Here is a 15,666-nt window from a genome sequence, read left to right as displayed (position 1 = left end):
TTTTTTGTTTTTTAATTTAAATTTCTATTTTTTTTTTTTTTTTTTTGCTTTTTGAATATGAATTTGAATGTGGGAGCTGGTTGTAGTGAGTGTAATATTACATCAGTCGTAATCGTCAAAACACCCGTTGCTTCAAGCCGGAGTATTAAACTAGAGCCGGAACCGGCTAAGAAGCCAGATGTAATCGTAAGTTACGATGGTATTTTTACTAATAAGAATCACATTAAGTTCCACATTACGATTGTTAACAGTAGCCAAGCACACGATGTTTACGCGTACGGCACTAATAAGCTCGGGAAGTGGGAGGCCCGGTGGTACAATAAACACCCGGAAAAGTTGGTCAAATTGATCAACACGCAAGGTGAGCTTCCGGAGGGCGTCAAAGTAACCAAAGCAAGTTTGCGATAAGGAGGTAGTCAAATGATCGCAGCAATTATCCATCAAGAACAAATCGTTTCGTTAAAAGAACCGCTGTTTGAAATCAGTAGCAATACAGGTGATCGTGTGTATGGGACACAAACGATCACCGAAATGGTTGATTCCAATTTGCCACATTTGGAAGTGCACTTTCGACAGGACTTGCCGGATGGCAAGCCGTATGACGTTTATGTGTTTGGCACGACACGCGCGATGAAGCATAACGCAAAGTGGTTAAACAAACATCCAAAACAACTAGTGAAGTTTTTGAATAAATACATCACACTTAACGACTACGAAGCCACAACAAAGATGTTACGATGAGTGTTCTTAGGTGAAACATCGTCATATTTCTCCGGTAAGGAGTAAATGATAGTATTTGTAAAAAAATAAAGACTACTCATAACGAGTAGTCTTTTTAGTTTACTATTGCTTATTTATAAACCATTTTATTTGTAGAAGGTTAAGGTTACTTTGTTAGTTGTTCCTTGACCGTTAGTGATATTTGAGCTGACATAGTGTGAACCATCAGGAGCTTTCATATCGCCATTTGACATGTTCGTTGGAGCAACTGGTTGTTTACCATAATCTTGCTTTACGATGTTAGCATCAACACGACCAACAGTGTTTGCATACGGTTCGTATGGTGTTTGTTCTGGGTTAGTAGCATTAACTGGTGTGGCAGTTCCTGTTACTTCACCTTTATAATCTGATGAAACCCATTGAATACCATTACCAAATGTTTCGGGAGCATTAATGTTCTTTTGCATTTGCGTATTAGCATCTTGTAATTGTTGTTGGGTCATTGCTGGACGATCGATGTCATCATTTTGATTGTTTGCATATACTGGAACTTCATTTTCTGAGCCATCAGCATATTGTGAACCAGACATACGAGCACCTGGGTGATCTTTCAACCATTCTTGTTCAGCTGGTGATTGACCTTGAGCGTTTGGAGTAGCGCTCTTACCTTGCCATGGACCTTTTTGGTTGATGGCTGCTTGGTAGTTTACGGTACCATCTGAGTTGACAACACCCTTGTCATAATCAACTGATGAAGATGTTGATGCAGCTGGCGTTTGAGTGCTTGAACTTGTGGTTGAAGTAGCTGGCTTTTGTGAGCTTTGAGCTTGACTTGAAGTCGTGCTTGAAGCAACTGGTGCTTTTGATGATGAAGCACTTGATGTGTTTGTTGGAGCTTTTGTTGGTGTATCAACCTTGCTTGCCGTTGAGTTGCTTACGTGTGAAGCACTTGAGCTGGTAGCTGATGAAGTCTTAGCTGGTGTGCTTGAACTGACAGCTGAGCTGTGCTTTGCACTTGAAGCTGTGCTTGAAGCAACAGATGATTTCACTGATGAAGCTGAGCTTGATACCTTTGATGTATCAGTCTTTGCTGATGAAGCTTTAGCTGATGATTTTACAGCTGAAGTTGTTTTAGCTGAAGCTTTTGTTGATGGATCAACCTTTGCTGATGTGTCAGTCTTTACAGCTGTGTGGCTGTTTGCTGATGTGTTTGTTGACAAACCAACTTTAGCCGCATTTCGTGCTTGTTCTGCGGTCCGTGATGGATGAGCAGCAACGGTTCCGTTACCCGTGAAGCCACGGTAGATACCGTTGTTAGCTGGCGTTGCGATTGACGCACCAGTTGCGTTACCGCCATTGCTCATAACGTTGGCTGCAACACCTGTACCAGCGTTGTTGGCAACTTCGTTGTTAGCTGAAGCTGATTGAGCTTTAACGACACCGTTGCTGCCTAAGTACAACACCTGACCAACATAAATCAAGTTTAAGTTGGTGATGTGGTTGACCTTGGCAATTTCAGCCATGCTTTCGTTTGCCGCTTGACTGATTGCTAATAAGGTATCACCTTTACGAACAATGTACTTGCCTTGAACGTGTGATAAGTTGAGGCCTTGAGCTTGCATTTCAGCGCGAACCGTTGAAACAGAGTTAGCAACCCATTCGGTTTGAGCTGGTTGTGATCCAGCCGGGACAGTATCAGCATTTACAGAAGCTGATGAAAGTGCAATAGGAGCAACTAAAACAGTTCCCATTAAAGCTGTTGCAATACTCTTCTTGAATTTTTTGTTTTTATTATTGTGGTATTTTTCCATTCTTGATAATGTCATAAAAAAAACCTCTTTCTACAAATTAGTTATGTTTCTTCTTTGAATGACTTATTCCATAATCCAATCCATGGCATTCCCTCTTTCAATGGAATTAAAGAAATGTATATAAACCGTTAAAGTTTGTATAAAATCATCGTTTTTTGGAATGGCTCGACAGTTATGATCAAATTACCTGTAAGACTTGATAACTAAGGGAATTTAGTAGTAGAATTTTCTTAGATTTTTAACTAATAATTAACGATGGTTTTTTACAGTCTATTGATTAGATCTTTTTAAGATATTGTAAACACTACTTAGGGAAACTCCGCATTGCTCAGCGATTTCATTGTTATGAAGTCGTCCAGTCTTGTGGAGTTTTAGTATTTTTTCAGCAGTTTCTTTACTTATTCCAGGTCTGCCGAGCTTTTTGTCTGTTTGCTGTAACGCATCTTTAGTACGTTTGCTGATCATATCAGACTCTAATTCGGCAATGGCGCTCATAATAGTAAAGAAGCATCGACCGTTTGGAGTGGTTGTATTGATATTGTCACTGATAGAAAGGAGATGGATTCCGCGATCATTAAGGCGATTCATGATTCTTACTAATTGCTGAGTGCTGCGACCTAAACGGTCGAGTTTATAGATCAGTAAGGTATCATTCTTTCTTAATGCGCGGAGGGCTTTTAACAATTCGGGACGTTTTTTTAGTCTCCCGGAAATTTGCTCTTGGTAGATTAAATCAGGACAGAAGGGCTTAAAAGCAGATAGCTGGACTTGAATTCCTAGATCTTGTTTACCAGTAGACGTTCTTGCATAAGCAATAACACGATGTTTATTAGTCAATTATTCTCACCTCTAAGAAAATCAGTTATAACAGTATTCTAAAGGTTAATTATCAGTATTGACTAATCTAAGAGTTTCTTAAATTCCGGGATTAAAAGGAAAGCCGGCGGACGCCGGCTGAAAAGTGGGATATATAAAATAGAGTCTCCCCAACGTAAAAACGCCAAGAATGCCGGTATATCAACATTCTTGGCGCAAAGACGGGCAAGGACATGATGGGTCAAAGCCCAAAGTTTGTTCGCCTCGTCTTGTAAGGAGTTGTATAAAATATTTTAAAAGTAACTGTTGACATTTAGTAATGGGTAATTTAAAATTAGAGTATACGCAAACAAGCATAGAGACAGTTTGAATCCGGAAAATTTGAAATATCTCTACGCTTTCATTTTGTGTTTGGTACTTAGAATGCATGGCTCTAAAACTACGCTTTTCTAAGTATTATTTCAATAATATTAAAACAACCGTAAGGGAATTTTGCAAACTTTAGTAAATTTTAATAAAGTAAAACAAATCTCCTTTACTACATAATGAATTATATAATATTTATTATAGCATGGCAAGCTCTTGTTGTAATATTTGCATAATTATTATATTACACCTTATGATAGTGAGGATTCTCGTACGGTTGGTACGAAAGGATGAGTTAAATGCTCATTAATGAGATTAAAAACACGCCAGAACTGCACAATATCAATGATGACGTGTTAGTGTCAATTGATGCAGAGTGGGAATCCCACGAAGACCAATCAGAAACATCTGGCGAAGATGTCCGCTCATTTACGGATGTTATCAGCCTTCAAGTTGCAATCGCTAAACGCGGCTGTCCGGTTCGCGAATACGTTCTGTATCGCGATAAGCAGGATCGTCCGTTTCGATTTATCGATCTACATAAACTTGTGAAGGATTTTTACAAGGAAAATGGGATCGAACCACGAAAGGTTGATAACTCACATCACAATCGATTCAAATCGAAAAATTCAAAGGTTTACGCGTATGATTACACGATCATTGGCTTTTGGCTTGGCGTTGATATTTCAATCTTTGAAGATTGGAAGACAGTTCTAGATACCCCAACCGATAATCTGATTAATTTGAAACAGCAAGCACTTGCAACCAAGTCGCCTTTGTCTGCAAGCATTAAGACTAACAGTCATCGAAAAGGATATGCGTATGATTATGCAGTCCTGAATATTCGAGACATGATGCTTTTATCAGCAGCAAAGGTTAATTTGGACGCCATCGGTAAAATGCTGCATTACCCTAAACTCGACACTGAGGAATGGGATAAGGAAGACGGTAAGCCTGTGGGCTTTTATAAGACACATATGCGCACACTTTTGAAAAATCGGCCAAAAGATTATGAAAAGTACGCATTAACGGACAGCGAAATTTGCCTTGTTTATGCTGATGAATGGCTTGGTTTCTTGAAGACGTTGCCTTTATCTGCAAAAGATAAGGAAAATTTGCCTTTCGCTTGCGGATCACTTGGTGCAAAGGTGGCCAAAATCAATGGTGAAACGGGAAGTTTTACACTAGCTGCGATGTTATCAAAAATGATGCAAGAGGATCCATTATTTGTTTCTGAGTTGCAATTTTTTGTAAAGAAGGAACAACATGATGGTAAAAGCGTTCCAATGTGCAATTTAGCTGAAGTAGAACCCGATCCTTTGAATCTAATTAAGATTCTAGACTGGAACATGCTTCGTAATGGGTACTACCAAGCTAAGGATATTTGCGACGATCCGAAACACCGCAACGGGGTTTTAGATAACACTTCTAAGAAGTTGTTTATGGAATCTCAACAAGGTTTTGAAACAGCTAATCAAGCGTTCTTTGGTGGCCATAACGTTAGTTACACTCACGGAAAAATCTCTAATCGGAAGGTTATTGATATTGATGCGAAGAGTGCTTACAACGTGGGTGGACATTTGATTCCTGACTTTATTACCAGTGTGGGATGGCAGCGATTTTCAACGCCAATTGACTTTTCAAGTCTTATTAATGGCTCCAACGTGTTAGTTAACGGGCCTTTCACATTAGGTTATCTGGAAGCAGATGTTGATTACCCAGATGATGCTTGGTTAACACTGACGCCATATCGTACCAAAATTGGTGATACTCCAGTTTATGTAAAGCACATGAAACGCGCGATGCTGACCTTAACAGACGCTGTTACCGCTTGTGAATTAGGAGCGCGAGTTATTGTTTATGGCATGTGTATTCCAATGCAAGATAAGTTAGTTGCCGGTAATGGTTATATGAACCGGGTTTGTCCAACGGGTAAAGCACAAGAGCTTTTTGCTAAAGAACGTGCGAAATATCCGAAAGACAATCCCAAGAACGCATTAAATAAAATGCTTGGGAATAGTGTTTACGGAAAAACTGGTCAGGGATTACATCAGAAAATCAAGCGGGCTTATGACGATTACAAGATGTATTATCTACCGTTCTCGTCAGTAACTAACCCATTTATTGCCAGTCAATACACCGCTATTACAAGGTATATTTTAATGCGACTTATTGGAGCTGCAATGCGAATCGAACCAAGTTTGAAGCTTGAAAGCATCACAACTGATGGATTTCTGACAACAGTCGATCCGAGCGTCAACACTGAAGAATTTTCAAAAAAATTGACACGGTACCTTGAAACGGTGGGTAATGAGTCTCCGCTTTGGGTTTACGTGGCCCGTAATTTCTTCAATGGTGTGTTCTTTGAAATCAAGGCAGATACATTAGCTGATCTCTATAACATTCGGACGCGTTTTCAAATTACTAAAGATGGTAATGTTCACGCACTTGCTGGATTAAAAGATGTCAGCGTAGATAACGTGTTTGATGACTTAGAACATAGCAAAGTGAGTGTTCAAACTCGTCAGAAACGTTTTACGTCCTTGACAGATGAGAAGCACCTCCGCACGTTGAAAGGATTACTTAAAGTTGATGATTTGTTTGTTACTCAGAAATATAACTACGACTTCACACGAAAGTTAATTAAGTTCATTCCGGGTAACGACGGTCATGGATACTTTGAAACCGCACCGTTTGAGGATATTAATGAATATCACAAATATCGGAAATATGCGTTAGTTTTAGCAAAGAACTGGTGTATTACCGATAATTCAACGGGTAATCTCTTCTTACGATGCATGCAGGATTTGCTGTCGGGGAAGAAAGATGTGTCTTATCGATCGAAAGATAAAACGTTGTTGAGCCAACAAGATGAGTATAAATATCGTCATTTCTTGCGATACATTGTAGCTTACCATGACGGTGAAATGTCACGTAAGGAATTGTACGATAAATACTTTTCAAAGGTTTACGACAGCTATGGTTCATTTGCTAGGGCATATCAACGATCAAAGAAAAAATTGTCAGAAAACTTCATTAACCATCTGGCGATTACAGAATTACTTTACAAGGAGGGATAGTCATGGAAATTTATGGCTACGAAGAGGGAAAATTGTTTGTATTAGCAAACACAACAGTTGAACAAATTAAGCAACATGCTGAAGACAGTCAATATTATAAAGACTTATCTTTGGAATTACCTTGGAATTTTGATGAGTACACTTGCGTAGTAGATTATTACTATGCCGTTATTAAGTGTATTGAAGATTACACCGTTGAACATGGCCCATTCCCAGGAAATTGTGATGAACAGCCTGTTTTGCGGAAAGAAATGGAATTTCTAAAGCAAAATGTATCTGTTACTTATGATGAAGCTAATCGTTACTGGAATGCAGACTACGGTGATCGTTGTCGAGTGCCTTCTATTGTTGAAGGACAATATGCTGCAAATATTTTTGTTGCTTTATGGGACCTTCAAGAAATGATTTTTCAAAAGGTTCTTCAGGGAAAATCGTATTATATGCGATTACGGGGTGTTCTGCCTGATCTCTTTGCAAGGCACCCCAAGGCAAGAAACGTACGGATTTTTGCTCAGAAGTTTTTGTATCAATTTGATAGCTATTTGCCGGAAAAGTGGGATAAAGAATTGAAGAGTAAAATTAATAAACTCGAAACAGCATTATCAGTCGCAAAGACGAAAGGTGGTTATTATAATGACTGAAAGTTTGAGTAAGCAAATTGCGATGAAAAAACATCACATTGCTGATGAAGAAAAGGCTTTGGAACAATTGGAAACGCGAAGCGCCAAGGCGATGGCTTCTATCCTTAAGGGATATGACATTATGGGGCCAAAAGAGCTCAAGGAACAGCTGAACGATTGGCGTGATGATCGGGTCGTTGTCCAGTATCTTGAGCAAGCTCTTGGGACGATTCATGTATCCTGCGAAAGTGCCGATCAGATGATCAATGCGATTGATCTGCTGGTAACGGAGCATAAGGAAAAGCATAGCCTACCCTTTAAAGCTTCGTAAAGTAAGCCGCGACTTTGCAGAGGAAAATTATTATTTTCTCTGTAAAGCCGTGGAAACAAGTAGGGGTGTGGGGGAGTGTGTAACACTCCCCCAACTAGCTGATAACAGGAAAGTGTCGCCCTGATAAGGGCGTTTTCCTCCCCAAGGGTCGAAGGCACTTGGGGTTGCTTGCCGTTACCTTCCGCACAAATGGAAAAGGAGATGATTGAGAGTGACGGAACTAACACATAACAAGGTTCGATGCGCTAAGCAATTAACGGTTCGTGTTGATGCTGAAATGTTAGCGCAAATTGAGAAAGCCAAAGCGGATAATCATATGAATACTTCCGAGGTGATTCGTTACGCCTTGTTGGGTGGGACTGGTAATCTGGCTTTGTCAGATAAGCAAATGTCAGAACTAATGCACGAATTTCGTAAGTGTCGTGAAAATGAAAATCTGATTCTTACGAAACTGGGGAATTTGTTGGTTCGAGTCTCGAAAATCGAAACTAGCTTTACCAAAATGGTGCGGAAGGTTCATCAAGCGGGGTTCCCGATTGATGAAAAGAAAACGAAATCCAAGGCTAAGCTACTGAATAAGTACTTAGACCAGTTCACTGAGGAAGTGTTGATAATTTGGGAATTATACACGTCTCAAGTACAAGGAATGGTCCGCAAGCTATTGGATATCTTGAAGGCAAAGGGCATAACGGAAACGAAAGACGCAATGAAATAGTCACTGGAATCGATTGCTCTTCAAATCTAAAGATTGCCCGTAAGCAATTCAATATGGTCTGGCGAAAGTTCCACGCAAAGCAGAAAAATCGAATCGAGATGTACCGCTATACGCAGGCTTTCAGTCTCGAAGAGTTAGATCCAAATAATCCTGCTGATGTTCGTAAAGCTCATGATTTAGGTGTGCAGTTAGCACATAAAATTATGGGGAGAACGCATCATCTTTGCATCGTTGCAACGCAAAAAGATGGTGATGGTGGGAATTTACACAATCATATCTTTATTTGCAGTCAAGATTATCTTTCCGGAAAGGCAATTCGTGGCAAGCAAAAGAATGTTGCAGATCTTCAACGATGGAATGATGAAGTTTTGCATGAGAATCAAATGTGTCAGCCCGAATCTATTCGGAAAGAATTTGGTAGTGTAAGGGCTGGTGAAAAACATACAATTGCCGAAATTAAGATGAAGAAACGGCAGATTTATGTTTGGAAAGATGACCTTCGTGATCGAATTGATAAAGTTCAACAAAAGTCTCTTTCCTGGACGGACTATTTATCAAGGTTAGCCGATCAAGGGGTTGAGTGTCGGGCTTTCAGAAAAAAGGCATTCAATTCTAGAGGCGAATTAATCAACGAAAACCTAAAGCTGAAATATATTTCATACACCTTTACAGATAAAAGGGGTAAAGTCCATAAGATTAGGGACCAGTCTTTAGGCACAGATTATGGATCAAAGAATGTTGAACAATGGTTTCAGAATAATAGAAAGGGTGTGATTTTAAATGAAACCAGCAAACAATTCAAACAACAAACAGAGCAGTCCATTAAGCGATCTTTTAGCAAACTTACAGTCGGGAGTATCGCTGCTGAATCACAGCGTTCAGAAGAATACGAACCAACTGGAAGAACAGTTACAAAAAGACGCGCTGTTAGAAAAGGATATTGCACAGCTAAATCAGAACTTGAGCAAGATGAAGTCATCTTTTGATGAATTGACCGACAGCATTAACCGTCAACGGTTAAATGTTGATATGGCAAAGCTTTCATCGGAAATTGAACGTTTTCTTGTAAAAGGGTATGCTGATGCGTTTAATAAACAGGTAAACGAAGGATTGAAAAAGTCGGTTGTATACTTTACACAACAGACAAATGAGTCAATGAGTAATGCTTCTAAGCAAGTAACTCGCGAGATCCGTAAGAGTGCCGGTGATGTGCGAAAAGCTAGTTATCGGATTGATTCATCGGTTACCAATATTCATAAATTACGTGATGATATAACTAATGGTCAAAAGGAAATTGCTGAAAATAGTCGAACGCTTAGTAAAGTTTCAGTGTTGGGGTTAGTTGTTGCGATTGTTATTGGTGCGTTAGGGTCATTTATGATGATTGCATCGGGTTTCTGGCATGTTCCATTACTATATCATGTTGTAAATTCAATCTTTGGATCCGTTTTGCACGCCGGGACGCTTACCGGTAAAGTTTGGTGTGTAATTTTGGGATTCATTGCAGTACTTTTGATTGTTGGTATGCCACTCGCTATTCCGCTAGTAATTTGGTGGATTGGATGTCGTCATGACTGGTGGGAAAAGATTGGCAATAACCTCAATGATCAATTAGAAAAAATTAAGACCCATTGGATCTATTAATAGGTTGAAAAAAATAAAGTCTAGCAATTTGCTAGACTTTTTTCTTAGTCGAAGTAATTAATTTCAGCATAATCCGGTAAAGTTTGAATGCAAATCACAACTTTACCCTGTTTGGTTAATTGATTTGCAACCTTTTCTGCTCTTTCAGATAGTTCTGATTGTGTTTCGTTTTCTTTAATACTGATAGATTTTGTTTTCATTTTAGATCTTCCTTTGCGATAGTTTCCAAAATTAAAAGGAAGCTTGGCGGACGCCAAGTAACAAAAAGACCTAACTGTGTTAGACAGGCACAGTTAGGTTTGACCACATGATTTTATATCTTGCAAAATATCGCAGCACCATTATTTATTGGGTGCTTGGTGGCGTTTTTCATAAAAAAAGACCTAACTGGTTAGGCGGCGCAGTTAGGTTTGAACGCTACTATGTTTTTAATAACTCTGTTTCTTTCAGTTACATTATAGCATTAAATATAACTGAATGATACAAAAATGTACAATATTGAACATTTTTGACAAATAGCACTACAAATCTATGTTACATGTTAAACAAAATATTAGGTATAATATGTAATGGCAGCTAGCCTCTGAGAGGAGGTGGAACGCTTTATGTTACTCTGTTTTTTTCAATATGTTGTGGCGCCTTTGCTTGTAGGTTGCCTGACAGCGCTATTTAATCATTGGTTAAACAAGCATAAATAGTTGCTACTGATGATCGTATATAGCGAAATCGTCTAGTGGAAGTAGGCTCTCCGCTAGGCGTATTTTTTTATAAAAAGAAAACCCGTTAAGTAACGGGTTAAGAAAACAATGATTGTGCTATTATGGTGTGTCATTCATTAGAACACCATTAGTATAACACAACATTTTTAGCCAAAATCAATTTTATCAAGCATGGATTCTGTTGTTTCTTGATCAAGTCCGAGATAAGCAAGCGTCATTTGTTCGCTCGAATGGTTTAAAAGCTTCATGACAAGGGCAATGTTGTGGCCTGTTTGCTCATAAACACGATAAGCCCCCGTCTTACGCATGGTATGAGTTCCAAGATAGTTGATTTCTAACAATTCCCCTACTTTGGCCATGATTTTATAGTATTGCTTTTCAGTGATGTGTCTTTCAGGGTGCTGTGTTGACGGGAATAGCCATTCTTTAATCAGATCATGCTTTTTTAACCATTCATAATAAGTAGTAAGATCTTGTGCGACTGGCTTTAAGTATAAGTTATTAGGTTTGCCAGTCTTTTTGTCATGAATGTATGCGTTAGGCTTTACATTGCCATGCTCATCAAAAATATCATTGATTTTTAAACGCAAAACGTCAGAAACCCGGAGTAAGGTTGCCTTACCTACTTGAAAAATTGTATAGTTTCTTCTTCCAGCACGAAAATTGTGCAATAACGTGTCTTGAACTTCATGTAAAACGTTAGAATCTTTAATCGGTAAAACAGTTTGTTTCATGATTAAAAACCACCTTAAAATTTAAAAATACAGGGTTTATAATCACGAAAATTAAAATTATAACCCCTATATTTACTATTATACAACTAAGGGGTTGATTTAACAATAAATAAAAGGGGTTATTACTAACAAATAACCCCTAAAAGACATATTTAATTGATTCCATACTTTGTTGATCTACCATTTCCAATTTTCTTTATTTTTCCTAATTTTTGTAGACTAACTAGTGCACGTTTAATGGTTATTTCACTATATTGAGGAATTTCACTAACTAACTCTCTTCTAGATAAAGGCTTTAACTCTTGCTGAATTGTTTTGACAATTAGGTCTTCTACTGATAATTTTTGATGGTTAATAACTCCGACTCTATCTTGCAGCTCTCGATATGCTTTTAAAATAATGCTTAAATAATAGTTTAAAAATGGTACATAATCATTTTCATTACTATGCCAACCAATTGAGCTTTCTTTAAGTACTTCATAGTATTCGTCTTTTGTGTTTTCAATGATTTTTTCAAGACTAATATACTTTCCAACATCAAATCCTGATTTATATAGCGTTAAAAGCATTAAAAGGCGTGACATTCTTCCATTCCCATCTTTAAATGGATGGATAGATACAAAGTCAAAGACAAAAGCACCTGATAATAGTAAAGGTGAAACCTCTTCTTTTGAAAATTCAGTGTTGTACGCAGTACATAAAGAATCTATAAGGCTAGGAACTAGATATGCTGCAGGTGGATCAAATCTAGTTTCTTCATGCCCGTCGGGGTATCTAGCTACAATTTTGTTATCACTATCTTTAAATTTTCCACCCCATGAACTTTCAGTATAAGAGAAAAGAATCTTATGTAAACCCAAAATATTACTGGAGTTAATTTGGATATATTTATATCGTTCGTGAATAATTTTTAGAACATCGCGGTATCCAAGAATTTCAGACTCGTTACGATTTTTAGGCTTGGTTTTATCTGATAAAATCTTTTTAAGTCTAGAATCTGACGTATAAATTCCTTCAATTCTGTTGGAAGAATCAGCACTTTGAACTTTAGCTACCTCAATTAAGCGGTTAAGAGTTTCGTGGTAATCAACCTTATAACTGGTTATTTGCCCTCTAAGGTCATGAATTTTAGTTAATTTATTGATAATTTCATTATTTACTTTAAAGTTATTTAAAGTTTCGTAATCGAATTTTTTCATATAGTCCTCTTTTCTGTATCATAACTAAAAATACGGTATCATTCTACCACAAATGATACCGTATTTTAATAATGATACAGATTAGTAAATTTTATTTTTATCATATATTTGTTTCTAATAGCAACCCTAAAATTAAGGTAAAAAAAACTAACTGGTAAGGCGGCCAGTTAGAAAGTTCGCATGTTTTTTTTTTGTATCTACATTTTTCAACTACATTATAGCATATTATTATTTATTTGGTATACTTAATCATGGCAACAAGCCTCGGAAGGAGGCGAGTTTGCATGGGTATTTACATTTTTCAAAACATTGTTACACCTTTGCTTGTTGGGTGTGGTGTAGCTCTTTTTACTTGGTGGTTAAATAAGCGCTAATGTAAAAGTTAGTAAATGGTTGCTAACCATTAAGTGTATGAAGAGAAGTCGTGATCCTTAGGCAAGATTGCGCGAGGCTCCCATTAAGGGACCTCTTTTTTTATCTAAGAATTACTTATTATAAAGCTTAAACTATACTACTATTTTACTATTTGCATACAAATAGTAAAATCATTGCTTTCCTCTTTCTGTAAATGTCTTCAAGTACATTTTATACATTATCTTTTGATCGGCAGAAAGACTGTTTTCTACCTTATTTAAAAGGTCAATTATTAAATCATCTTGTGTTTTAAAATTTAGTGTGTTCTGCATAGCATTAATCCGGTTAGTTGTAGATCTTTGAATTCTAATAGAACTATACACTTTATTTTTGCGCGGGCGTCCTAACTTAGTTTTACGTTCAATCTTTGGAGCCTCATATGTCTTTTCTGGTTCAGAAATAGGTGTTTCTTTTATTTCATTAAATTTTTTGCTTGGCTTTTCATCTGTTGTTTTACGGTTTCTATCCTTATTAAATGTAAGCTTAGACATGTTTGTTCTCCTTCAATCTATTTAATATTTCTTTGGTCAATTGAATATAGATTTCATGAGTTTTTTCGTCATGGAAATCGTGTTTACTTGTTTTGCCTTTTTCAGATATTCCTAAGCGATCATATCTTTTTAGTCGTTCCATATGTTTAATAATTGTATTAAATAAGAGATCGTCACCAAAAGTTTCTTTTGCATCTTTGATGATTTGATTATCTAGCCCCGCATTATTTTTCAATAAAACGGGTAATATTCCTAAAATATCGAAGTCGATTGTAGAGTGTTCATTATAGAAAGTCTGTAGGTATTCCCAAAATGCAATGGCACCATCTAACGATCGTTGTTGTGTTTGCAAGACGATAATTACGTTGTCAGCAGCATACAAAGCACTGTCTGTATAAATAGAAAGCGTAGGTGGCACATCAATAATAATAAAGTCATATTCATTTTGAACTTGTTTTAATTGATTGTTAAAGTATGAAATACGCCGTTCTTTATAGTTAGGCATATTTGCTAAGTATTTCAGTTCAAGAAAATCAGGATAATTTACAAAGTCTTTATGAGAAGGAAGTAGATAAAGATTCTTCATAACTTCAACAATAGCAGGTTTAATATCTTCATTTTTTAGTGCAACCATCATTGTTTCTGGGAAGGCCATTTCTTCGTTATGCTGTAATGTGTAAGTTCTGCGTAGTAATTGTGTTGCATTTGCTTGCGGGTCTAAATCACAAACAAGAGTTTTATATCCTAGTTTTGATAATTCATAGGCGGTCATAACGGAATTAGTTGTTTTTCCTACACCGCCCTTAAAATTAGCAAACAATAAAGTATGTGTCATAATATCAATCCTTAAGAAAAATTTAATAATTTCAAATTTTAATAAATTACTATATTACTATTTTACTACTATACTATTTGCATGCAAATAGTAATTTATCAATCTTCTATAACGCCTGTTTTATAATGTTTTTAGCGTAATAAAATACTATTTTACTATTTTACTATTTTACTATTATAATACTTTACTACAATACTATTTTACTATTTTACTATTTGCATTCAAAAACAAAATTATTCTTTACTTTTAGTAACGGCAATTATACAATCTAGTTGTCAGTTGAATAGAAAAAAGGGTAAAAAAATAAGACCCTAGCTTTTCAAATGAACTGCAATTCGTTTGAAAAGGTTCTAATTGATGTCCCACCATCAACTAGAACAATTACAGCTTTTCCCGAACAGCTGTAATCTTAAATCTAGTGCCTTGTTTATGTGAATATTATACTTTGATATTTGTGTAAATACAAGGTAACAGTTTATTAAGATTTGTTTGAGAGTGTAATTGTTTTAATGAGATCGGAACGGCGTCAATTGGATTAATTGGCGTCTTTTTTGTTGTCCTCGTTGAGATGACCAACGTTATCAAACATTGCAATAGCGCAGAATCTACACTGCGGATAAAAACAAATCATAGACGTGACTAGCTGTTTTGTAGCATTTTATAGCTAGTCAAGGTCAACGGGTAAATGTCGCAAGCCCGTACATACAAGGTATGAAGCCTAAGTTAAATATAATTAATAAGGTAAAGAGCGATGATGTGGCTAAACTTCGCTAAGTAATACGACTGGAGTTAAGTGCAGCAGATGAAGACTGGTACTTTTAGTACGATCGAGTCAAGAAAGCTGTATAGTTACTCGTAAGCGGTTCTTAGACTTATAGTAGCTCGACAGGGAGTTTATCAAAGAAGGTGCGAAAGCACGACACGTGGGGCGAGTAGGAGCGTGGAACAAAGATAAACGATTATCTGAAATGATAATTAAAGTAAATGCTATTGCGTGACGCGACTGACTGGCCGACGGCAAATAGTTGTAAGAACGTGTACGATCCTTAATAAAAGTAATAGGGAAAGTATACGCTCCTCTCCTTCTTAACCTCTAGCAAACAATTTTTAGTTTGGTTTGTAAAGTTAAATAGCATTTTTTTTTTTTTTTTTTTTTGTTTTTTAAATTTTA

At 36.9% G+C, this 15,666-nt stretch carries 17 protein-coding genes; 10 read left to right on the top strand and 7 right to left on the bottom strand.

Annotated elements, in window-relative coordinates; all coding sequences use genetic code 11:
* Positions 1-69 precede the first annotated feature (69 nt).
* Both Q3C15_RS08050 and Q3C15_RS08045 read left to right on the top strand, forming a co-directional pair.
* Positions 70-408: a hypothetical protein gene (locus tag Q3C15_RS08050; RefSeq protein WP_302704905.1), complete on the top strand. Its 339-nt coding sequence runs from the start codon at positions 70-72 to the stop codon at positions 406-408.
* A 12-nt stretch (positions 409-420) separates the two neighbouring features.
* Positions 421-741 (top strand): hypothetical protein, encoded by a 321-nt coding sequence (locus Q3C15_RS08045; protein ID WP_302704904.1) that lies wholly within the window; start codon positions 421-423, stop codon positions 739-741.
* 125 nt (positions 742-866) lie between these two features.
* On the opposite strand, the gene Q3C15_RS08040 is transcribed toward Q3C15_RS08045, so the two are convergent.
* Both Q3C15_RS08040 and Q3C15_RS08035 read right to left on the bottom strand, forming a co-directional pair.
* Positions 867-2,546: a LysM domain-containing protein gene (locus Q3C15_RS08040; RefSeq protein ID WP_302704903.1), complete on the bottom strand. Its 1,680-nt coding sequence runs from the start codon at positions 2,544-2,546 to the stop codon at positions 867-869.
* Between the two features lie 255 nt (positions 2,547-2,801).
* Complete coding sequence (locus Q3C15_RS08035) at positions 2,802-3,368, bottom strand: recombinase family protein (RefSeq protein WP_302704902.1); 567 nt, start codon at positions 3,366-3,368, stop codon at positions 2,802-2,804.
* 644 nt (positions 3,369-4,012) lie between these two features.
* On the opposite strand from Q3C15_RS08035, the gene Q3C15_RS08030 reads away from it, so the two are divergent.
* The 6 genes from Q3C15_RS08030 (at position 4,013) to Q3C15_RS08005 (ending at position 10,103) form a co-directional block, all read left to right on the top strand.
* A complete protein-coding gene (locus Q3C15_RS08030) occupies positions 4,013-6,793 on the top strand; it encodes a hypothetical protein (RefSeq protein ID WP_302704900.1) in 2,781 nt (926 codons plus the stop codon).
* 2 nt (positions 6,794-6,795) lie between these two features.
* Positions 6,796-7,434 carry a hypothetical protein gene (locus Q3C15_RS08025; protein WP_302704899.1) on the top strand — a complete coding sequence of 213 codons (639 nt, stop codon included), beginning with the start codon at positions 6,796-6,798 and terminating at the stop codon, positions 7,432-7,434.
* Complete coding sequence (locus Q3C15_RS08020; protein WP_302704898.1) at positions 7,427-7,744, top strand: hypothetical protein; 318 nt, start codon at positions 7,427-7,429, stop codon at positions 7,742-7,744. The genes Q3C15_RS08025 and Q3C15_RS08020 overlap by 8 nt, the downstream gene beginning before the upstream one ends.
* Positions 7,745-7,955: 211 nt before the next feature.
* The gene (locus Q3C15_RS08015; RefSeq protein ID WP_302704897.1) at positions 7,956-8,459 is read left to right on the top strand and encodes a ribbon-helix-helix protein, CopG family; all 504 of its coding nucleotides are present in this window, start codon (positions 7,956-7,958) and stop codon (positions 8,457-8,459) included.
* Complete coding sequence (locus Q3C15_RS08010) at positions 8,360-9,445, top strand: relaxase/mobilization nuclease domain-containing protein (RefSeq protein WP_302704896.1); 1,086 nt, start codon at positions 8,360-8,362, stop codon at positions 9,443-9,445. Before Q3C15_RS08015 ends, Q3C15_RS08010 begins: the two co-directional genes overlap by 100 nt.
* Complete coding sequence (locus Q3C15_RS08005; protein WP_302704895.1) at positions 9,429-10,103, top strand: hypothetical protein; 675 nt, start codon at positions 9,429-9,431, stop codon at positions 10,101-10,103. Before Q3C15_RS08010 ends, Q3C15_RS08005 begins: the two co-directional genes overlap by 17 nt.
* Before the next feature lie 44 nt (positions 10,104-10,147).
* Here the strand turns inward: Q3C15_RS08005 and Q3C15_RS08000 are convergent, their stop codons facing one another.
* On the bottom strand, positions 10,148-10,303 hold the full coding sequence (locus Q3C15_RS08000; protein ID WP_302704894.1) for a hypothetical protein: 156 nt from the start codon (positions 10,301-10,303) through the stop codon (positions 10,148-10,150).
* Between the two features lie 405 nt (positions 10,304-10,708).
* Here Q3C15_RS08000 and Q3C15_RS07995 point away from each other — a divergent pair, with 405 nt between their 5' ends.
* Complete coding sequence (locus Q3C15_RS07995; RefSeq protein ID WP_283599741.1) at positions 10,709-10,801, top strand: type I toxin-antitoxin system Fst family toxin; 93 nt, start codon at positions 10,709-10,711, stop codon at positions 10,799-10,801.
* A 167-nt stretch (positions 10,802-10,968) separates the two neighbouring features.
* On the opposite strand, the gene Q3C15_RS07990 is transcribed toward Q3C15_RS07995, so the two are convergent.
* Together Q3C15_RS07990 and Q3C15_RS07985 are read right to left on the bottom strand one after the other, a co-directional pair.
* On the bottom strand, positions 10,969-11,556 hold the full coding sequence (locus Q3C15_RS07990) for a site-specific integrase (protein WP_302704893.1): 588 nt from the start codon (positions 11,554-11,556) through the stop codon (positions 10,969-10,971).
* Positions 11,557-11,708: 152 nt separating this feature from the next.
* Complete coding sequence (locus Q3C15_RS07985) at positions 11,709-12,755, bottom strand: Fic family protein (RefSeq protein ID WP_302704892.1); 1,047 nt, start codon at positions 12,753-12,755, stop codon at positions 11,709-11,711.
* Between the two features lie 251 nt (positions 12,756-13,006).
* Here Q3C15_RS07985 and Q3C15_RS08700 point away from each other — a divergent pair, with 251 nt between their 5' ends.
* Positions 13,007-13,129: a type I toxin-antitoxin system Fst family toxin gene (locus Q3C15_RS08700; protein WP_368045396.1), complete on the top strand. Its 123-nt coding sequence runs from the start codon at positions 13,007-13,009 to the stop codon at positions 13,127-13,129.
* Between the two features lie 171 nt (positions 13,130-13,300).
* Here Q3C15_RS08700 and Q3C15_RS07980 read toward each other — a convergent pair whose 3' ends face one another.
* Together Q3C15_RS07980 and Q3C15_RS07975 are read right to left on the bottom strand one after the other, a co-directional pair.
* Positions 13,301-13,660, bottom strand: coding sequence for a Replication-associated protein RepC (locus tag Q3C15_RS07980; protein ID WP_302704891.1), 360 nt, complete (start codon positions 13,658-13,660; stop codon positions 13,301-13,303).
* Positions 13,653-14,495, bottom strand: a complete 843-nt coding sequence (locus Q3C15_RS07975) for a ParA family protein (protein WP_302704890.1) — start codon at positions 14,493-14,495, stop codon at positions 13,653-13,655. Before Q3C15_RS07975 ends, Q3C15_RS07980 begins: the two co-directional genes overlap by 8 nt.
* Positions 14,496-15,666: the final 1,171 nt, after the last annotated feature.

The organism is Ligilactobacillus sp. 110_WCHN, from assembly GCF_030518115.1.
Lineage (GTDB): Bacteria > Bacillota > Bacilli > Lactobacillales > Lactobacillaceae > Ligilactobacillus > Ligilactobacillus aviarius_C.
The sequence above is the reverse complement of the archived record's forward strand: the minus strand, read 5'-3'. Positions and strand labels throughout refer to the sequence as shown.